Source organism: Gemmatimonadota bacterium (genome assembly GCA_016719105.1).
GTDB lineage: Bacteria > Gemmatimonadota > Gemmatimonadetes > Gemmatimonadales > Gemmatimonadaceae > SCN-70-22.
On sequence record JADKAQ010000020.1, the window covers coordinates 128,042 to 147,160 of the forward strand.

The following is a 19,119-nucleotide window of genomic DNA, read 5'->3' on the forward strand; positions in this document are numbered from 1 at the left end:
CGTCGGGTACGCGAAGCACGGCAGGCTGCACCTGACGGACCGCGCGCCCCCGGATGCCAGGCATCCTGGGGCGCGCGTCATTCCCGGGCTGCCGGGGCGATTGGTGGGACTGCGTCGCGCGGCGGGCGACCCTTACGCGAACAGCCCGACCTGTCCCCCGGTGTGCCAGAACATGACCGTCTCGCCATCACGGAACGTCCCGCCCCGGGCGTACGCGATGAGCCCGGCGAGCGCCTTGGCGGTGTACCAGTGGTCGGTGAAGAGCGCCTCGGTGCGGGCGGCCAGCGATTGCGCCTCGCGCGACGCGTCGCTGGGGATGCCGTAGGCGTCGCCCACGAACGACGCATCCGCCGCGAAGCGCGATTCAGCGCCGAGGGCGCCGGCGGGGAGGGCGAGCAGCGTCTCGATCCCGCTGCATAACGAGATGACGATCTGGCCGATATCGGCCACGGGGTCGTCGGCGCTGATCCCGATGACGCGGGTGGGGAGGCCGAAGAGGGCACAGCCGGCGATGAGGCCGGCCTGGGTCCCGCCGGAGGAGGTGGCGTGCACGATGACGTCGGGGACGATGCCCTGGCGCACGATCTCGCCGACGCCGAGGGCGAGGCCAAGGGCGCCGAGCGGGGTCGACGCGCCTAACGGGACGATGAGCGGGTTGCGCCCCTCGGCACGCAGCGTGGCGGCGAGCGCTTCCATCGCCGGGATGCGGTCGGTGCGCTGGGCGACGTAGGTGACGTGGGCGCCGAGCAGCTGGTCGAGGAGGGCATTCCCGGACAGGCGTTCGGGCGGCGTCCCGTTGGCGACGATGTGGCAGGCCATCCCCAGACGGGCGGCCGCGGCCGCGGTCGCGCGGCAGTGGTTGGACTGGACACCACCACAGGTAATGAGGGTGTCGACGCCGTCGCGCTGTGCCTGCGCGGCGACGAGCCCGAGCTTGCGCACCTTGTTGCCGCCGAATCCGAAGGGGAGGGCGTCGTCGCGCTTGACGACGAGCCGGGCTCCCATGCCGATGGCCTCGCGGAGGCGGGGGGCGTCATCGATGGGGGTGGGGAGGGCGCCCAGGGCGATGTGGGGGAGGGCGAGGAGGCGATCGCGGGCGGCGGCGAGAGGCATCTCGGGAATGGGAGGCGGGATCAGGGGGTGTTCAGGGGGACGGCCTGTGCGGCGCGGGTGACGCGAGCGGCGCGGGTGGCGGCGGGGGCCCCCCCCCGACAACAAGATGCGTGCAAACTGCCGTTTCGCACCATCGATCCATCTCGGGCATCACCATATCATTCCTTCGGCCGGGCGGACGGCATCGCTGCGCGTCGCGCCTCTCTCTGCATCACCTGTTCGTCGCACGCGTGTCTTCCTCGATCGACGCTGAACTGTCCGACAAGTGGCGACGTGGCCCCGGCATCTTCGTGGTCATCGACGCCCGTGGTCCCGCCGGCGATCGCATTCACGCGATCCAGCGCGCATACGACCCCAAGCTGGCCAACTACCTCCCGCCGCACCTCACGCTCGCCGGATCGTCCGGCGTGGGGCCGATCGATCCCAAGACGTCGCGCGAGCGGCTGCGCGAGGTGCTGGGCGAGATCGCGGCCAGCACGGCGCCGATGACGCTCGCGTTCAAGGCGCCGATCCGCTTCATGCAGTCGGACATCATCGTCCTGCCGCTCGATCATCACGGGCCGCTGCGCGACCTGTACGAGCGCATCGCCACGAGCGGGCTCGCCTTCCAGCCGGCGCGCTTTTCGTTCACCCCGCACGTGACGCTCTCGTTCTTCCGCACGCTCACCCCGCTGCAGCGGCGCGAGCTGCTCGCCGTGCGCCTCGAGGAACCGCTGGTGGTGGACCACATCCGCTGCTCGCTCACCGACGAGCCGCTCCCGCCGCGGGCGCTGTTCGAGCTGCCGCTCACCGGGGATCGTTAGGCCACCTGATGCCCGACTCGCCCACCGTGCCGACGTCCCCGCCCTCGTTGGCCGAACCGACGCCCGAGGCGTTGCTCGCCACGCTCACGGCGGACGCGTCGGCCGAGGCGGCGCACGCCATCGTCGACCTCGCCGTGGAGTACCTCGCGCGTGCCGGGAGCGGGGAGGGGGCGGTGTCGCGGGGGACGCCGCCGCTGCAGCTGGCGGCTCGCTTCGAGGAACCCCTCCCCGCGCACGGGGTCCCGCTCGCCGTCGTGGCCCAGCGCCTGCGCGACGACGTGCTCGCCGAGGGGAACCGCCTCGTGCATCCCATGTACGTCGGGCACCAGGTCTCGCCCCCGCTACCGGTGGCGATCTGGACCGACGCGGTGATCTCGGCGCTCAACAACAGCCAGGCCGTGCGCGAGATGTCGCCGGCCGGGACGTTGGTCGAGCGGCAGGTGATCCGGTGGATGGGGGCGCTGGCCGGTTTCGGCCCCGCGAGCGGCGGAACCTTCACCTCGGGCGGGACGGAGGCCACGCTCACCGCCCTCCTTGCCGCGCGCGGCCGGGCGATGCCTAACGCCTGGGAGGACGGCGTGGGGGCGGTGCCGCCGGTCGTGCTCTGCGGCGCACACGCGCACTACGCCGTGAGTCGGGCCGTGGGGATCATGGGGCTCGGCGTAAAGCAGGTGATCGTCGTCCCGTCCGACGGCTATCGCATGGACGCGCGCGAGGTCGCCCCCACGCTCGCGCGCCTGCGCGACGCCGGGCGCCCGGTGCTGGCGGTGGTGGCGACGGCGGGGAGCACGGCGACCGGCGCCTTCGACGATCTCGAGCGGCTCGCCGACGCCTGTGCGGCGCAGGGGACGTGGCTCCACGTCGACGCGGCACACGGGGCGTCGGCGCTCTTCTCCGCGCGGCACCGCGACCGGTTGCGCGGGATCGCGCGCGTCGACTCGCTGGCCTGGGATCCGCACAAGATGATGCTGATGCCGCTGGCGGCCGGGATGGTGCTCGTGCGCGATGCGGCGGTGCTCGATCGCGCCTTCGCCCAATCGGCCCCGTACCTCTTTCAGCACGGGGCCGAGGCGATAGTCCCGGACATCGGGCCGCGTGCGTTCCAGTGCTCGCGTCGCGGCGATGCCGTCAAGGTGTGGGCGGCACTCCTGCGTTACGGGCAGACGGGGATCGCCGGTTTCTACGACCACCTGTGCGCGCTCACGAGCGCCTTTCACGGGATGGTGGAGGCGCATCCCCGGTTCGAAGCGTTGCACCTCCCGGAGACCAACATCCTCTGCTTTCGCTACACGGGCGGCGCGGCGACCGACGAGGGGGCGCTCGACGAGTTGAACCGCCGCATGCGCGAGCGATACAACATGTCCGGAGAGGGGTGGATCACGTCGACCCTCCTCGACGGACGGCGCGTGCTGCGCGTGACGATCATCAATCCGCGCACCACCGAGGTGCACCTCGCGCAGGTGCTGGACGGGCTCGATCGGGTTGGCGCCGCGCTCGCCTGACGAGTCGCGGCGCAGTACTAAAGCGCCTTCTTGATCGCCGCCTCGATGTCCTGGTCGCCGCCGGCCCCCGCGTAGACGATCTTCCCCGCCTTGTTGACGACGATCACCGTCGACGTCGCCTTCACGCCGTACACCGCGTCGGCTTCGCCCTTGCGATCGTAGAAGGTCTCCACGTCGAAGCCGTACTTCTCCATGTGGAGCTTCACGCGCTGCGGCGACTGGTTGAACGAGACCGCGAGCCCGAGGAACTTCACCTGGGTGCCGTACTTCTTCTTGGCGGCAATGATCTTGGGCTCGAGCTGCTTGCAGTTCTCGCACCAGGTGGCCCACACCTCGATGAGGAGGGGCGACTTCCCGATGAACGGCGCCAGGTTCGCCGGCTTGCCGTCGAGCGTCTCGACCTTGAGGTCTGGGAGCGTGGAGCCTAACGGGAGGTCGATGGCGTACTGCGCCCGGGCCACCGCCGGCGCGGCGAGCACGGCGCCGCCCACGAGTGCGACGATAGCCAGTCGACGCGCGAGGGCGCGGGCACGGAGAACGATCATATCAGGAGTTGCCCCATCTTCACGAGGTAGTACTCGGCGACGCCGAGCATCACGATGCCGAAGACCTTCTTGACGCGCACCATCCACAGCCCGGCTTTCGGGAGGCGCGACACCGCCCCCGACGATACCCCCACGACGACCAGGAGGGTGCACATCCCGAGCGAGAAGGCGAACAGATAGATGAAGCCGAGCCACGCGCTTTTCGTTTCGGTGACCCAGGTGAGGACGGCGATCATCACCGGCGCCGAGCAGGGGGCGGCGACGAGTCCCGACATCGCCCCCATGGCCAAGGCCCCGCCAAAGCGGCCACCGCTCCCCGCCGTGGCGGCGCGCTGCGTGAGAAAGGCCGGGAGGCGCACCGGGATCACGTCGAGCATCGAGAGCGCGGCCAGCATCAGGACGTTGGCCATCGCGAAGTACAGCCACGGGTTCGTGCTGACCCGCCCGAACATCGTCCCGGTCATCCCGGCAAAGAGCCCCAGTCCGGCGTAGACCAGCGAGAGCCCAAGGACGTACGTGAGGCTCAGGAGCAGCGGGCGCAGGCGCGAAGTCGGGGCTCCTGTGCTACCGGCCGTCTCGCCGCCGACGATCGCCGCCGTGATCGGGATCATCGGGTAGATGCACGGGGTCAGCGACGTCAGGACCCCGGCCAGGAAGAGGAGCGGGAGGGCGGTGGCCGGAGAGCCCGAGAGCTTGTCGGTGATGGCGGAGAAGTCCATACGTGGGATGAAGGCTATCCGTCGGACCCCGGTTCCGCTCGCCGCGGCCCCGACGCTCTCCGCAGTGCGAGATCGCTAGGCGACCGGTCGATCGAGGATGGTCCTCACGCGCCGGACGAGCGCTTCGGGTGCGAAGGGCTTTTCCAGCAGCTCCATCCCCGGCGCGAAGGCCCCCCGCTGCAGGAAGGCGTTCTCCGTGTAGCCCGAGACGTACAGCACGCGCAGAGACGGCTGCGACTGCAGCATCTCCTGCACCAGGGCGAGCCCGCTCATGCGTGGGAGGACGATATCCGAGACCACCATCGCGATGCGTTCGCGTTCCTGCCCGAAGATCGCCAGCGCCGACTCGGCCGAGTGCGCCTCGAGTACGCGATAGCCGAAGCGCTTGAGCGCGTAGCTCGACACGCGACGCACGCGCTCGTCGTCCTCCACCACGAGCACCGTCTCGGCGCCGTTGAGTCGTGCGACGACTTCGGGGGCGCGGCGCGGCGCGGGGACGTCGTCGTCGGCGGCGCGCGGGAGGTAGACCTTGAACGTGCTCCCCTTCCCGAGTTCGCTGTACACCGAGATGTGCCCGCCCGACTGGCGGACGATCCCGTAGGACGTGGCCAGCCCCAGCCCGGTGCCGCGGTCGCGGTCCTTCGTGGAGAAGAACGGCTCGAAGAGGCGCGAGATGGTGAGCGTGTCCATGCCGCTCCCCGAATCCGTGATGGCGATCATCACATGTTCGCCCGCCGCGGCGTCGGCATGCGTGGCGGCGTAGGCCTCGTCGAGCATGAGGTTCGCGGTCTCGATCGTGAGCAGTCCGCCGTCCGGCATCGCGTCGCGCGCGTTCACCACCAGGTTCATGATGACCTGCTCGAGCTGTCCCGGGTCGACCATGACCGGGGTGATGGCGGTGTCGAGGAAGGTCTGCACCTCGACGTCCTCGCCCAGGACGCGCGTCAGCATCTTCTGCAGGTTGCCGATGATCTCGTTGACGTTCACGAGATGTGGCTGCAGCACCTGGCGCCGCGAGAAGGCGAGCAGCTGTCGGGTCAGCGCGGCGGCGCGGTCGGCGGCCTGCAGGACCTGGTCGATATCCTCGCGCGCGCGACTGGAGGGGAGCTGCTCGTCCATGGCAAACGAGGCAAAGCCACGAATCGCCGTGAGCAGGTTGTTGAAGTCGTGCGCCACGCCGCCGGCGAGCCTCCCGACCGCCTCCATGCGCTGGGCGATCGCCAGCTGTTCGCCCACCTGCTGCTCGACCGTGATGTCGGCGATCGAGCCGATGACGCGCTCGGCGATGCCGCTGACCCAGGCGATCACGGCGCGCCCCTCGACCATGGCGAACGTGCCATCGCCCCGCTGGAAGCGGTAGCGTCGCGTGCAGTGCTCGTGCTGCGAGCGAATAGCCTCGGCGAGCAGGCCGGTCGGCGCCGGCGCGGTCCTCGGGATGCATGCGCGACTCGAACCAGGCCATCGACGGCTCCACCTCACCCGGGGCGTAGTGAAACAGGTCGTAGATGGCGGCGTTCCACTGCAGCTCGCCCGTGGCCGGATTCCACTCCCAGATGGCCTCCTTGGTGACGCTGGCGAGCAGGCGGTGCCGTTCTTCGGAGATGCGCAGCGCCTCGAAGGCGAGCACACGCTCGGTGACGTCGCGGGCATGTGCCATGCGCGCGGGACGCCCGTCGAAGTCGACGTCGTGCGAGTCGACCTCGACCGAGAGAAGCGAGCAGTCCTTGCGACGGTGGGTGAAGGTGCCGGAATGCCGCACGCCGGGGCCGACCTGCTGAGCGCGATCCGCACACTCCGAATTCCGACGCCGGGCGGATGTCGAAGATCGTCATCGCCAGGAACTCGTCGTGCGAGTAGCCATAGGCGTCGATCGCCGCCTCGTTCACGGCGAGGAACCGATGGGACTCGCGGTCGATGACCCAGAGTGGGACCGGACTCCCCTCGAACATGCTGCGATATCGCAGCTCCGATGCCTCCAGTCGCGCACCAGACTCCACGCGCTGCGCCAGCTCCTGCTGCAGCGAGCTCACGAGCTGCGCGTTTTGGACGGCGAGGGCTGCGTGTTGCGCGAGGGTGGCAACGAGATCGGCATCGTCCGCGGTGAACGGTCGCGCGTCTCCCAGGGCGAGCAATTGCAGGATGCCGAAGGTCCGCCCGTGCGCATGGAGTGGCGCCACGAGGAGTGCGGCACGAGGAGATGCGGACTGCCTCTGTCACCCGCTGGCGCCGACGGCCAGGGGAGGTCGGCGCTGGAGCTGATGCGGTAGATGCGCGTCTCCCCGGCGTCGAGCAGCGCACGCGTCGCGGCATGATCGAGCGACAAGGGCTGCAGTAGTCTGGTGGCAGCCGTGCCGGCAGCGTCGGTGGCGTCGGGTGAGGAGGCGGTGGCGACCCGGTGCAGCGCCCCGTCCTGCACCAGGTCGAAGGTGGCGGCGTTGGCGAGCTGCGGGACCACGAGTTCCGCGAGACCATGGAGCATGCCCTGAAGGTCGACGCCGGAGGCGACGAGCGAGGTCATGCGCGAGGAGCGAGAGGCGCTCCCGGTGTTCGGCAGGTGCCGAATCGGTCATCGGGGCCACGGGTCGGGAGCCGTGAAGGGCAGGGCGCGGGGGCGGGACGCGTGAAGCGGAGTCTGGGGGGAGGAATGGCGGCCGCGTGAGCGTGAAGGCCGGAATGGAGCTGCCGCGAGGCCATCGCGGCGTCGCCGACCTCGTCCCCTGATTGTCGGCGGGGGCGAAGGCCTCGGGTCGGCGGGCCGCTCCCCGCCCGTCTGCGGTTAGATTCCGTATCCCGTCGACGCCGCGTGCTGCAGGCGCGCCGTCCGGGTCCCCGTCTCCCGTCCCCCGTCTCCAAAGCAATGGCTCCGCAGTTCATCTACGTCATGAAGGCGTTGACCAAGGTGGTCCCGCCGTCGCGCGTCATCCTCAACGACATCTGGATCTCCTTCTATCCCGGGGCCAAGATCGGCGTCCTGGGGAGCAACGGGGCCGGGAAGTCGTCCCTGCTGCGCATCATGGCCGGGGTCGACAAGGACTGGAACGGTGAGGCCTGGGCGGCGCAGGGGACGAAGATCGGCTACCTCCCGCAGGAGCCGCAGCTCGACCCGACGCTCACCGTGCAGGGGAACGTCGAGTTGGCAGTGAAGGAGCAGCGCAACCTGCTCAACCGCTTCAACGAGATCTCCATGGCCTTCGCCGAGCCGATGAGCGACGAGGCGATGCAGAAGCTCCTCGACGAGCAGGCCAAGGTGCAGGACAAGATCGACCACATGGACCTGTGGAACCTCGACAACAAGATCGAGGTGGCGATGGATGCGTTGCGGCTGCCGCCGGCCGACGCCGACGTGACGACGCTCTCGGGCGGTGAGAAGCGCCGCGTGGCGCTCTGCCGCGTCCTGCTCGAGCAGCCCGACATGTTGCTGCTGGACGAGCCGACGAACCATTTGGACGCCGAGAGCGTGGCGTGGCTCGAGCACTTCCTCGCCGACTTTGCCGGGACGGTGGTGGCCATCACCCACGATCGCTACTTCCTGGACAACGTGGCCAAGTGGATCCTCGAGCTCGATCGCGGGAGTGGCTTCCCGTACGAGGGGAACTACACGCAGTGGCTGGAGCAGAAGAAGACGCGCATGGCGCAGGAAGAGAAGTCGGCCAGCGCGCGCCAGAAGACGCTCGAGCGCGAGTTGGAGTGGGTGCGCATGGGGGCCAAGGCGCGTCAGGCCAAGAGCAAGGCGCGTATCCAGAAGTACGAGGAGCTGGCCAGCGAGGCGCAGCAGGAAAAGGTGACGCAGAACGAAATCGTCATCCCGCCGGCGCCGCGGTTAGGCAACGACGTGGTGATCGCCAAGGGGCTCAAGAAGTCGTACGGCGACAAGCTGCTGTTCGAGAACGTGAACTTCGACCTCCCGCGCGGTGGCATCGTCGGGATCATCGGCCCCAACGGGGCGGGGAAGACGACGCTCTTCCGGATGATCACGGGGCAGGAGACGCCCGACGAAGGGACGCTCAAGATCGGCGACACGGTGCAGATCTCGTACGGCGACCAGACGCGCACGCTCGATGGGGCGCGCACGGTGTGGGACGAGATCTCCGGCGGGCGCGAGATGATCCCGGTGGGGAAGAAGGAGATGAACTCGCGCGCCTACGTCGGCTCGTTCGGCTTCAAGGGGAGCGACCAGCAGAAGCTCGTCGCCAACATGTCGGGCGGCGAACGCAACCGCTTGCACCTGGCGAAGACGGTGATGATCGGCGGCAACCTGCTCCTGCTCGACGAACCGACCAACGACCTCGACGTCGATACGCTGCGCGCGCTGGAAGAAGCGGTGCTCGACTTCGCCGGCTGCGCGGTGATCATCTCCCACGATCGCTGGTTCCTGGACCGTGTGGCGACGCACATCCTGGCCTTCGAGGGGAACTCGGAAGTGGTCTGGTTCGAGGGGAACTACCAGGGCTACATCGAGGACCTCAAGAAGCGGAAGGGGCCGGATGCCGACCAGCCGCATCGGGTGCAGTACCGGAAGCTGGTGCGGTAGCCCCAGAAGACGGGAAGACGGGAAGACGGGAAGACGAGAGGGAATACCCTCGAGCGCCGAGTGCTGCGCCCGCGGGTCCGTATCTCGTCTTCCCGTCTTCTCGTCCTCCCGTCTTCCCTCTTCTCAGGCGAAAGGCACCACCGCCACGCTCATCGGCGCGTGATGCAACACGCCGCGCGATACCGACGCTTCCCACAGACGTTCGAAGCCGTGGCGCTGGTGCGAGCCGACCACGAGCAGGTCGACGTGTCGCGCGTGGGCGAATTCGATCAGCGCGCTGTCGATGCGCCCCAGGTTGGGCTCCAGCTGCAACTCGACGGGGGCATCGGGGAGCACCACGGCGACGCGGGCGGCGAGCTCGCTGGTGAGCGCGTCGAGCGTCGCCGGGAAGAGTTCGATCCCCGCCCCCGGCCCCGACGCGCCCAGGCGCTCGTTCTCGAAGGCGGGGTGGACGACCTGGCACACCGTCAGCTGCACGTTGCCCAGCGACGCCAGCCACCCGGCCCAGGCCAGCGCCCCCCGCGCCGAGGTGCCCGAGTCGAAGGCGACGGCCACGCGGAGCGGCGCGCTTCCCGCGCGCCAGCGCTCCCATGCCCCCCCCTCGCGCACCACGAGCACTGGGACGGGCGACGACATGGCCACCCGTCCGGCGACGCTCCCGAGCAGCAGGCGCTCGATCGCCGAATGCCCGACGGCCCCCAGTACCACCAGCGGGACGTCGTGCGACCGGGCGCGCGACACCAGCGCATCCTCCGCGACCCGCGGGTCGAGGTCTCCGTCAGCCGCAACCCCCGCGGCCCGGACGCGCGCGACCTCGGCGGCGAGGCGCTCGGCACGCGTGGCGGCGAGCCCCCCCGCCCCCTGCGACGTGTCAGGGAACGCGGCGGCGTGTAGCCGGGCCCCGGTCGCGCAGACCACCTGCACGGCACTTCCCGCGCGACGGGCCACCTCGGTCGCGGCCAACAGCGCGTGGCCGGCGGCCGGCGAAAAATCGGTTCCGCAGAGGATTGGCATGGCGTCCCTCCTGTCGACGGCAGCCTAACGATGCGCGGGGACGCGCACCAGCACCGGGACCGTTGCCCCGCGCACCACCTTGTCGGCCACGCTGCCGATGAGCAGTCGCGCCGTCGCCCCGCGCCCGTGTGACGTCATGGCGATGAGCGAGGCGCCGCACTCGTGCGCGTAGGCGAGAATGGCCTCGGCCGGGCTCTGGTGCACCGGGATGTGCGTCCGCACCTGCACCCCGTGCGCGCGCAATCGCTCGGCGACCGCGGCGACGTGCCGCACCGCCGCATCGCGCTTGGCGCTGAGACGCTCGGCGGTGTCGGCCGAGTCGACCGCGTCGGCGGCGTCAGCGCTGCCGGCGGTTACGACCTCGAGCGCAGACGGCGGTGGGAGCCAGCGCACCGGGACCACGACGTGCACGAGGTGATACGTCGCCTCGTGGCCGGCGACGGCGAGCGCGTCGGCGATGATCTCCTCGCTGACACTCCCGTCGTCGATCGGGATGACGACGGTCGCGAAGGAGCCAGCGTCGGCCGGCGGGGCGGCGGCTGAGACGTCACGCAGCAGCAGGAGCGGGGTGAGCGTGCTGCGCAGGAGCCCGTCCGCCACGCTCCCCAGCCAGGCGCGACTGATCCCGCTGCGACCGTGCGTGGTCATCACGATGAGGTCGTGCCCCCCAGCCAGCACGCGAGTGGCCAGGCGCTCCACGGGACGTCCGTGCAGGAGGGTGACGCCGGTTGCGACGTCCGGCGCCATCTGCGGGAGGCGGAGGCGGAGCGCGGCGGCGTAGCGCTCGGACTCGACGCGGAGGTCGTGATCGAGGCGGGCGTCGGCGACCGGGGCGCCGCTCGTGGCGAGCGGGTCGGCGGCCTCGGGGACGACGATGACCGCATCGACACGCGTGGCCGCGGTGCGCCGCGCGAGGGCGATGGCGGTGGGGAGGGCGGTCTCGGCGAGCGGCGAGCCGTCGACTGGGACGAGGATAACGCGCATGGACGCCTTCTCCGGTTGGCGATGGAGGCCGAGCGGCGTCGACGATCCGGAAAACGCACGGCCCGCGGGCGCGTGGCCTCTGTCTAACAATGGAGAACCAGAACCGGGACGGCAACGGCAGGCCATGCCCCGAACGCCGCGATTCCCCTACAGCGCGCCCCCGCGCCGGTCGGTTCGCCCGTCGTGGCTACCGGTCGAGGAACTCGCGCGCGGCCATGAAGCCGAGGAAGGTCCCGGCCAGTGCGAGCACCACGCTCGTGACGGCATAGGTCGCGGCCTTGCCGTAGTGCCCGCTCTCCAGGAGGACCGCGGTCTCGTAGCTGTACGTCGAGAAGGTGGTGTAGCCGCCGCAGAAGCCGACGGTGAGCAGGGCGCGCAGCTCGGGCGACATCGCGCTCGAGGCCATCGCCACGCGCATCAGGAAGCCGAGCAGGAGCGACCCGGTGAGGTTGATCGTGAAGGTCCCCCACGGGAAGGTCCCCGCCGCGCGAGGTTGCAGCAGCGCCCCCAACAGGAAGCGCGCCACGCTCCCCGCCGCCCCCCCGATGGCGATGACGCCGATCAGGCGCATGGGTTTGCAGCTGACGAAGTGGAGGACGTCCTCACGCGTCGATCACGGGGCGGAGTCGTGGAACTTGACACTCGTCTCGCGCTCCAGCGCCCAGCGCAGCCCCCACGAATCCTCGAAGAGGATCAGCGGGGCGCCGAAGGCGTCGTACAGGATGTTGCGCCCGCGCTCGCGCCCCACGCGCTCGATGGCGTCCTTGGGGCCGGTGACCCAGCGCGGATAGCGCCCGGCGATCTTCTCCAGGCGGCAGCGCACCCCGTACTCATGCTCGAGGCGGTGCAGCATCACGTCGAACTGCAGCATGCCGACGGCGCCGATGAGCGGCGTGGGACCCGAGACTTCGGTGGGCGAGGTGAAGAAGACCTGCGCCGCCCCTTCCTCAGTGAGCTGTCGCAACCCCGCGTCGAGCTGCTTGCGCTTCATCGGGTCGATGAGGACGACGCGCGCGAAGTGCTCGGGGGGGAAGCGCGGGATCCCGGTGAACTCGGGATTGCCGTCTTCGGCGAGCGTGTCGCCGATGCGGAGGTTGCCGCGGTCGATCACGCCGATCACGTCCCCCGGCCAGGCCTCTTCCACTGCGGTGCGTTCGCGCGCCATGAACTGCTGCGGCGCCGAGAGTCGGACCTTCTTCCCGGTGCGCACCTGGGTGACTTCGAGCCCGGCGACGAAGCGCCCCGAGCAGATCCGCACGAAGGCGATGCGGTCGCGATGCCGCGGGTCCATGTTCGCCTGGATCTTGAAGACGAAGCCCGTGAAGCTCGGGTTGGTCGGCTCGATGATCCCGGTCGTGCTTTCGCGCGGGAGCGGCGGCGGGGCCAACTCGAGGAACTCCCGCAGGAACGGCTCGACCCCGAAGTTGGTCAGCGCGCTGCCGAAGAAGACCGGGGAGAGCTCGCCTCGCATCACGGCGTCGCGATCGAACGGATGCCCCGCGGCGTCGAGCAGCTCGATGTCGTGCAGCAGCTGCGCGTACGGTTCGTCGCCCACGCGCGCGCGCGTGTCGGCGGAGTGCAGCGGGAGGCGCTGGGCGATGGCGCGCGTGGCGCCGTGGTGCTCGTCCTTGCCGAACAGGTGCACCTGGTCGAGCCGCCGGTCGTACACGCCCACGAAGGCGTTGCCGTGGAAGATGGGCCAGGTGATGGGGTGACAGTCGATCCCCAGGTCGGCCTCGACGTCGCTCAGCAGCTTGAGCGAGTCCTCGCCCACACGGTCGCACTTGTTGACGAAGGTGAAGATCGGGGTCCGCCGCTTCTTGCAGACTTCGAAGAGCTGGCGCGTGCGCTCCTCGACCCCTTTGCGGTTGTCGAGGAGCATGACGGCGCTGTCGGCGGCGACGAGCGTCCGGTAGGTGTCTTCGGAGAAGTCCTCGTGCCCTGGGGTGTCGAGGAGGTTGACCGCGAAGCCGTCGTACTCGAACTGCATGACGCTCGAGGTGACGGAGATGCCGCGCTCCTGTTCCAGCTTCATCCAGTCCGACGTGGCGTGCCGCTCGGCGCGGCGCGACTTGACCGCGCCGGCCAGGTGGATGGCTCCGCCGTAGAGGAGGAGCTTTTCCGTGAGCGTGGTCTTCCCAGCGTCGGGGTGGGAGATGATGGCGAAGGTGCGCCGGTGGGAGACGGCGCGTTCGAGCTCGAGGGCGACTTCTGTGGGCATCCTCAAAACTACTGCGTGAGAAGACGAGAAGACGAGAAGACGAGTGGGGTCTGGAGGCCAGGACGCGCGTCCGTCTCCATTGCGTCTTCCCCCCTCCCGCGCTTTTGGCATCTGGCGCGTATACTCTGCCGAGGTCCGTCCCGGGGCCTGTCACAGCATCACCGGAGCCCACATGTCACACTCGCTGGTCCGTTCCCGTTCGTGGCGCCTCGCGGCCGCCGTCCTCACGGCGACGCCGAGCGTCCTGTTCGCGCAGCAGAACGCCGATGCCACCTGGCAGCCGCGCGAGGTCCTGACGAAGGAGACGTACGTCGCGCCGCCGTCGTCGATTGCCCGGCTGGTGAGCGCGCCGCGCCAGAACCAGGCGCCGCTCACCGACCTGAGCCCCGATCGCCGGTACTTCCTGCGGACCATCACGGACGGGCTGCCGTCGGTGCAGGTCTTCGGCAAGCCGCATTACTACTTCGCCGGGTTGCAGGTGGACTACCAGGCCAACCGGGCGCGGTCGCTCACCAATCGTGGGGCGACGTCGCTGGCGCTGGTGGAGGCGACGACGGGGAAGGTGACGACGATCGAGGCGCCCAAGGGGGCGACGATCGCCTCGCCGGCCTGGTCGCCCGACGGGTCGCGCATCGCGTACCTCGCCGACTTCGACAACGCGACCAAACTGTATGTAGCCGATGTCGCCACGGGGAAGTCGCGCCCGCTCGGCACGGGGTCGCTCCTGGCGACGCTGGTCACCGCGCCGGAGTGGTCGGGCGACGGGAGCAAGGTCTTCACGGTCCTCCTTCCCGACGGGCGCAAGCCCGAGCCCAAGCGCCCGGCGATCGAGACCGGGCCGCTGGTGCGCATCACCGACGGCGACAAGAACAAGACGCGCACGTATGCGTCGCTGCTGCGCGATGCGTTCGAGCGGGAGCTGATGGAGTACTACGTCACGGGGCAGCTCGCGGCGGTCGATGCACGGAGCGGGGCCGTCAGCAAGATCGGCGCGCCGGCGATGATCGCCGCGATCGACCCGTCGCCCGACGGCAAGTACGTGCGCGTGACGCGCATGGATGCGCCGTTCTCGTACATCGTGCAGTACACCAACTTCGCGCAGCGCGAGGAGCTGTGGGACGCGGCCGGCAAGGTCGTGACCACGCTGGTGGTGCGTCCGCTGCGTGAAGGGGACACGCCGGTGGCCGATGGCCCCGTGGCGTCGCAGGCGGCCGACACCGCCAGGCGCAACTTCGCCTGGCTCCCCAACGGGGGCGGGCTCACCTTCCTCAAGCAGGATCCGGCGCCAGCGCGCGGGGCCGGTGCCGACACGGCCGAGGCGCCGCGCGGCCCGGGGGCCAACGGGGCGCGCCGCAAGGACAAGCTCTTCACCTGGGCGGCGCCGTTCGCGACCGGGACCGAGAAGGTCGTCCACGAGAGCGACACCCGCATGAGCGGCGTCCTCTTCACCGACGACGCCAAGGTGGCCTTCGTCGCCGAGAACGCGACGGGGACGGGGCATGTGTACGCGGTGTACGTCGACGAACCTGGCAAGCGCTACACGCTGTGGCGCCTGCGCGGGATCACCGCGAGCGTCGGGCGTCGCGGTGGCTTCTTTGGCGGCGGCGGACGTGGCGGGGCGGGCGATGACTCGCTCACGTTCTACCAGAACCCCGGCAACCTGATGGTGCGGCGTGGCAAGATGGGGGTCGACGTGGCGATGCTGTCGAGCGATGGCACGCACGCGTACCTCGAGGGGACGCGCTACTTCAAGGACTGGCAGACGCAGGCCCCGCGCGGCTTCGTCGACAAGGTCGAGATCAAGTCGGCCAAGAAGACGCGCCTCTTTGAAGGGGCGGCGGACACGTTCGACAACGTGGTGGCCGCGCTGGACGACGACTTCAGCAAGGCGGTGCTGACGCGCGAGTCGCCGTCGATGGTCCCCAACACCTTCGTGCGCGAGATGGCGTCGGGGACGCTCACGCCGGTGACGAACAACGCCGACCTCACCCCCGAGTTCACCAACGCCGTGCGCAAGCGCGTCGAGGTGACGCGTGCCGACGGGATCAAGTTCATCGTGAACGTGACGCTTCCCGCCGGCTATGTCGCCGGGACGCGCCTCCCCGGGATGCTCTGGCTCTATCCGTACGAGTACACCGACCAGGCGGGCTACGACCGCACGCTACGCACGGAGAACATCAACCGTTTCCCGCAGGCCGGGCCGCGCACGATCGAATATCTCGTCACGCAGGGGTACGCGGTCGCCAACTTCTCGCCGCCGGTGATCGGTGCGGCGGGGCGCATGAACGACAACTACGTCACCGACCTGCAGAAGAACCTGTCGGCTGTCATCGATGAACTCGACCGGCAGCAGTTCATCGATCGCACCAAGCTGGCGATCGGCGGGCACAGCTACGGCGCCTTCACCACGGTGAATGCGCTGGTGCACACGCCGTACTTCAAGGCGGGGATTGCCGGCGACGGGATGTACAACCGCACGCTCACCCCCAGCGGCTTCCAGAGCGAGCGTCGCGACTTCTGGGAAGGGCAGGAGACGTATCTCGAGATGTCGCCCTTCTTCAAGGCCGACCAGCTCACGGGGGCGCTCCTCATGTACCACTCCATCGAGGACCAGAACGTCGGGACGGCCCCGATCTCCTCGGAGCGCCTGATGCACGCGCTCGAGGGACTCGGCAAGACCGCGTCGCTGTACATGTATCCGTACGAGGACCACGGCCCGGCCACGAAGGAGACGCTGCTGGACCAGTGGGCCCGCTGGACCGCCTGGCTCGACGTGTACGTGAAGCAGGGCGAGAAGAAGCCGGTGAAGGCGCAGAAGCCTATCTCCTGAGAGGACGGGAAGACGGGAAGACGGGAAGACGAGAGAACGGACCTGGGGGGCTGGCACTCGCGTGCCGGCCCCCCAGTGCTCTTGAGCTCACTCGTCTTCTCGTCTTCCCGTCTTCCCGTCTTCCGCTCTCTAGAGCGCTCCAACCTCCGCGTCCTGCGCCGCCAACAGTCGAGCGATCGCTTCTTCCGGCACCGGCCGGGAGAAGAGCGTCCCCTGGCCCAGCTCGCAACCCAGAGCCTGCAGGCTCACGCGTTGCGCCTCGGAGTCGACTCCTTCGGCGACGGTCTCCAGCGACAGGGCCTTGCCTAACGCCACGATGGTGCGGGCCAGGGCGGTCTGCGAGCCGCCGCGGGCGACCCCGCCCACGAAGACGCGGTCGATCTTGAGCATGTCCACCGCCGTCCCCTGCAGGTAGCCGAGCGACGAGGCCCCCATCCCGAAGTCGTCGATCGCCAGGCGCACCCCCAGGTGGTGCAGGCGCTGCATCTGGTCGCGGGCCGCGGCCGACGCCTGCATGAGCGCGGCCTCCGTCACCTCGAGGACCAGCGACGATGCGGAGAGCCCCGACGCCGCCAACGTGCTCCGCACGTCGGCGTAGAAGGTCGGGGCCTGCAGCTGTCGGAGCGACACCTTGGTCGACAGCACCAGCGCCCCGCGCGAGCGGGCCCCGTGCCCGGCGGGAACGGGCCACCGCGCCACCGCGCTGCAGGCGCGCTGGAGCAGCGCCTGCCCCAGTTCCACGATGATCCCGCTCTCCTCGGCCGCGGGGAGCCAGACCGCGGGGGACACCGTGCCGCGCTGCGGGTGCTCCCAGCGCATCGTCGCCTCCACGCCGCGCAGGTCACCGGTGGCCAGCTCGTGGATCGGCTGGAACAGCAGCTGCAATGCGCCGGTACGCACCGCCTCCCGCAGGTCGTCCTCCAGCAGGCGGCGTGCGCGCTCCTCCTCGTGCATCGACGACTCGAAGATCACCCAGCACGACTTCCCCGCCGTCTTGGCCCGGTACAGCGCCACGTCGGCCTCGTGCAGCAGCACCTCGACCGGGTCGCGGTGCCGGTCGCCCGCCACGGCTGCCGCTGCCGCCGTGCCATCGCCGTCCGCGTCGGCCGGGTCGCCGACCGCGATCCCGATGCTCGTCCCGACCCCCACCATCCGGTCGCCGACGGTGAAGGGCTGCGACACCGCTCGCAGGATGCGGTCGGCCACCACCACCGCATGCGCCTCGTCGGGGACGTGCTCCAGCAGGACGGCGAACTCGTCACCGCCCAGCCGCGCCACCAGGTCGCTCCCGCGCGTCGCACTCAGCAGGCGATCCGCGACCTGCTGCAGCACCTTGTCGCCGGCCGCGTGACCTAACGAGTCGTTGACCCCCTTGAAGCCGTCGAGGTCGAGCGCCAACACCGCCACGCGTTCTGACGGGCCGCTGGCCAGCGCCTGCACCACGCGCGCACGAAAATGCCGGCGGTTGGCCAGCCCGGTGAGCCCGTCGTGGTGCGCCTGGTGCGACAACGCCTCGCGCGACGAGCGCAGCTCGTCGACCAGCAGGATGTTGCTCAGCGCCGTGGAGGCCAGCGCCGCCAGCGCCTCGAGGACCGCCACGTCGGCGGGACCGTACGCCTCCGCCTCCCGGCTGCAGATCGCCAGCACCGCCGCCACCTCCTCCCCCACGATGACCGGCGTGCGCATCATCGACCCGGCGCGCGGTTCCGTCGCCACCGTCTTCTCCCTCGCCCCTGACACCCCGCCGCACTCGTCCACCGAGATGAGCGTGCCGCGCTCGTCGATCACGCGGCGCAGGTCGCCCTTGAGCGGAAGCGCGACCGTCTGGTCGTCGTCGGGGGAATCACCGAGCAGGTGCAACGTCCCGGTGCGCGCATCCAGCAGCGCCAGCGCGAACTCCTGCATGTCCAGCACGCGCTCGCACGACTGGCGCAGCACGTCGCGCAGCGCGCGCGCCGAGCCGGCCGCCAGCACGCCGGCCGCGGCGTCGGCCACCGCGGCCATCCGTTCTGCCATCTGCGTGGCGTCGTGGCGGGCGGCGCGCATCGACTCCTCGGCGCGGGCGCGCTCCTCCACTTCATCTTCGAGCGAACGCACCGCCGTCCCCAGCTTCTCGGCGGTGACGTTGAAGCTCACCCCCAGGAATCCGACGTCATCCAGCGCACGCGTCGGCAGGCGCACCGAGAAGTCGCCCTCGGCCAGATCGGCCAGCGCCCGCCGCGCCCGCCGCACGCGATGCATGTAGCGAATCGGGTTCTGCATCGAGAGCCACGAGATGGCCCCCAGGCAGAACGTCTCGACGAGGATGTGCGCGACCGCCTGCTCGTGCGGCCCCATCACGCGCATGCCGATGTAGTGCGCGACCGGGTAGATCGTGCATCCCAGGACCAGCTGCACCCGCGCCGCGCTGGGATGCCCCATCGCGTACCCGGCGACGGCGTAGATCAGGAACGGAATGACGAGGTGCCCGTCGCCGCCGAACGAGACCACGAGGATCCCGAACATGATCGAGTCGAGGAGCTGCATCCCCCACAGGTGGCGCTCGTCGGCGACGCCACGCCGGTTCCAGCTCCCGACCAGCTCGTTGATGAGCAGCATCAGCACCGAGTCGACCACCAGCACCTGCCACGGCCCGTCCAGCACGTCGAACGCGAGATCGAGCGCGCCCAGGGCGAGGCACAGGATCACCAGGCGGAAACGCACCTGAATCGCGCGCTTCAGGAGCTCCCGCTGGAAGATCGTGCGCTCCCGGGCGATCAGGTCGTGCGCGGAGACGCTGGAGCTGGTGGGGGTGACGGGACGGGGCAAAACGGTCCGAGCGACGGGAGGGACGAGCGGGGGGCGAGGGCGGCAGCCT

Annotated in this window: 14 protein-coding genes; 4 read left to right on the plus strand and 10 right to left on the minus strand. The window is 70.0% G+C overall.

Features of this window, described 5'->3' with window-relative positions:
- Positions 1 to 132 precede the first annotated feature (132 nt).
- The gene (locus tag IPN47_19515; GenBank protein ID MBK9410189.1) at positions 133 to 1,113 is read right to left on the minus strand and encodes a pyridoxal-phosphate dependent enzyme; all 981 of its coding nucleotides are present in this window, start codon (positions 1,111 to 1,113) and stop codon (positions 133 to 135) included.
- A gap of 230 nt (positions 1,114 to 1,343) precedes the next feature.
- Between IPN47_19515 and IPN47_19520 the strand changes: the two genes are divergently transcribed.
- Positions 1,344 to 1,916, plus strand: coding sequence for a 2'-5' RNA ligase family protein (locus IPN47_19520; GenBank protein ID MBK9410190.1), 573 nt, complete (start codon positions 1,344 to 1,346; stop codon positions 1,914 to 1,916).
- An 8-nt stretch (positions 1,917 to 1,924) separates the two neighbouring features.
- On the plus strand, positions 1,925 to 3,418 hold the full coding sequence (locus IPN47_19525; protein MBK9410191.1) for a pyridoxal-dependent decarboxylase: 1,494 nt from the start codon (positions 1,925 to 1,927) through the stop codon (positions 3,416 to 3,418).
- 17 nt (positions 3,419 to 3,435) lie between these two features.
- On the opposite strand, the gene IPN47_19530 is transcribed toward IPN47_19525, so the two are convergent.
- The 4 genes from IPN47_19530 to IPN47_19545 all read right to left on the minus strand — a co-directional run bounded on the left by IPN47_19530 (position 3,436) and on the right by IPN47_19545 (position 6,859).
- Complete coding sequence (locus tag IPN47_19530; GenBank protein ID MBK9410192.1) at positions 3,436 to 3,963, minus strand: TlpA family protein disulfide reductase; 528 nt, start codon at positions 3,961 to 3,963, stop codon at positions 3,436 to 3,438.
- Entirely contained in the window at positions 3,960 to 4,682 is a 723-nt protein-coding gene (locus IPN47_19535) for a sulfite exporter TauE/SafE family protein (GenBank protein MBK9410193.1), read from the minus strand. The genes IPN47_19530 and IPN47_19535 overlap by 4 nt, the downstream gene beginning before the upstream one ends.
- A gap of 75 nt (positions 4,683 to 4,757) precedes the next feature.
- Entirely contained in the window at positions 4,758 to 6,008 is a 1,251-nt protein-coding gene (locus IPN47_19540) for a response regulator (protein MBK9410194.1), read from the minus strand.
- Positions 6,009 to 6,157: 149 nt separating this feature from the next.
- The gene (locus IPN47_19545; GenBank protein MBK9410195.1) at positions 6,158 to 6,859 is read right to left on the minus strand and encodes a PAS domain-containing protein; all 702 of its coding nucleotides are present in this window, start codon (positions 6,857 to 6,859) and stop codon (positions 6,158 to 6,160) included.
- 680 nt (positions 6,860 to 7,539) lie between these two features.
- Between IPN47_19545 and ettA the strand changes: the two genes are divergently transcribed.
- Positions 7,540 to 9,213, plus strand: a complete 1,674-nt coding sequence (gene ettA, locus IPN47_19550) for an energy-dependent translational throttle protein EttA (GenBank protein ID MBK9410196.1) — start codon at positions 7,540 to 7,542, stop codon at positions 9,211 to 9,213.
- Positions 9,214 to 9,336: 123 nt separating this feature from the next.
- Here ettA and IPN47_19555 read toward each other — a convergent pair whose 3' ends face one another.
- From IPN47_19555 to IPN47_19570, 4 genes are all read right to left on the minus strand, one after another.
- Entirely contained in the window at positions 9,337 to 10,227 is an 891-nt protein-coding gene (locus IPN47_19555; protein ID MBK9410197.1) for a universal stress protein, read from the minus strand.
- A gap of 24 nt (positions 10,228 to 10,251) precedes the next feature.
- Positions 10,252 to 11,211, minus strand: a complete 960-nt coding sequence (locus tag IPN47_19560) for a universal stress protein (GenBank protein ID MBK9410198.1) — start codon at positions 11,209 to 11,211, stop codon at positions 10,252 to 10,254.
- Between the two features lie 187 nt (positions 11,212 to 11,398).
- Entirely contained in the window at positions 11,399 to 11,782 is a 384-nt protein-coding gene (gene crcB / locus IPN47_19565) for a fluoride efflux transporter CrcB (GenBank protein ID MBK9410199.1), read from the minus strand.
- Positions 11,783 to 11,824: 42 nt separating this feature from the next.
- The gene (locus tag IPN47_19570) at positions 11,825 to 13,432 is read right to left on the minus strand and encodes a peptide chain release factor 3 (GenBank protein MBK9410200.1); all 1,608 of its coding nucleotides are present in this window, start codon (positions 13,430 to 13,432) and stop codon (positions 11,825 to 11,827) included.
- A gap of 172 nt (positions 13,433 to 13,604) precedes the next feature.
- On the opposite strand from IPN47_19570, the gene IPN47_19575 reads away from it, so the two are divergent.
- Positions 13,605 to 16,262, plus strand: coding sequence for a prolyl oligopeptidase family serine peptidase (locus tag IPN47_19575; protein MBK9410201.1), 2,658 nt, complete (start codon positions 13,605 to 13,607; stop codon positions 16,260 to 16,262).
- A gap of 129 nt (positions 16,263 to 16,391) precedes the next feature.
- On the opposite strand, the gene IPN47_19580 is transcribed toward IPN47_19575, so the two are convergent.
- Positions 16,392 to 19,070 carry an EAL domain-containing protein gene (locus IPN47_19580; GenBank protein MBK9410202.1) on the minus strand — a complete coding sequence of 893 codons (2,679 nt, stop codon included), beginning with the start codon at positions 19,068 to 19,070 and terminating at the stop codon, positions 16,392 to 16,394.
- Positions 19,071 to 19,119: the final 49 nt, after the last annotated feature.

What these genes read in the sequence shown, in the direction of transcription:
- IPN47_19535 (MBK9410193.1), bottom strand. Translation starts at nt 4,682, where the DNA reads ATGGACTTCTCCGCCATCACCGACAAGCTCTCGGGCTCTCCGGCCACC.
- IPN47_19530 (MBK9410192.1), bottom strand. Translation starts at nt 3,963, where the DNA reads ATGATCGTTCTCCGTGCCCGCGCCCTCGCGCGTCGACTGGCTATCGTC.
- IPN47_19525 (MBK9410191.1), top strand. Translation starts at nt 1,925, where the DNA reads ATGCCCGACTCGCCCACCGTGCCGACGTCCCCGCCCTCGTTGGCCGAA.
- IPN47_19515 (MBK9410189.1), bottom strand. Translation starts at nt 1,113, where the DNA reads ATGCCTCTCGCCGCCGCCCGCGATCGCCTCCTCGCCCTCCCCCACATC.
- IPN47_19560 (MBK9410198.1), bottom strand. Translation starts at nt 11,211, where the DNA reads ATGCGCGTTATCCTCGTCCCAGTCGACGGCTCGCCGCTCGCCGAGACC.
- IPN47_19540 (MBK9410194.1), bottom strand. Translation starts at nt 6,008, where the DNA reads ATGGTCGAGGGGCGCGCCGTGATCGCCTGGGTCAGCGGCATCGCCGAG.
- crcB (MBK9410199.1), bottom strand. Translation starts at nt 11,782, where the DNA reads ATGCGCCTGATCGGCGTCATCGCCATCGGGGGGGCGGCGGGGAGCGTG.
- ettA (MBK9410196.1), top strand. Translation starts at nt 7,540, where the DNA reads ATGGCTCCGCAGTTCATCTACGTCATGAAGGCGTTGACCAAGGTGGTC.
- IPN47_19575 (MBK9410201.1), top strand. Translation starts at nt 13,605, where the DNA reads ATGTCACACTCGCTGGTCCGTTCCCGTTCGTGGCGCCTCGCGGCCGCC.
- IPN47_19570 (MBK9410200.1), bottom strand. Translation starts at nt 13,432, where the DNA reads ATGCCCACAGAAGTCGCCCTCGAGCTCGAACGCGCCGTCTCCCACCGG.
- IPN47_19555 (MBK9410197.1), bottom strand. Translation starts at nt 10,227, where the DNA reads ATGCCAATCCTCTGCGGAACCGATTTTTCGCCGGCCGCCGGCCACGCG.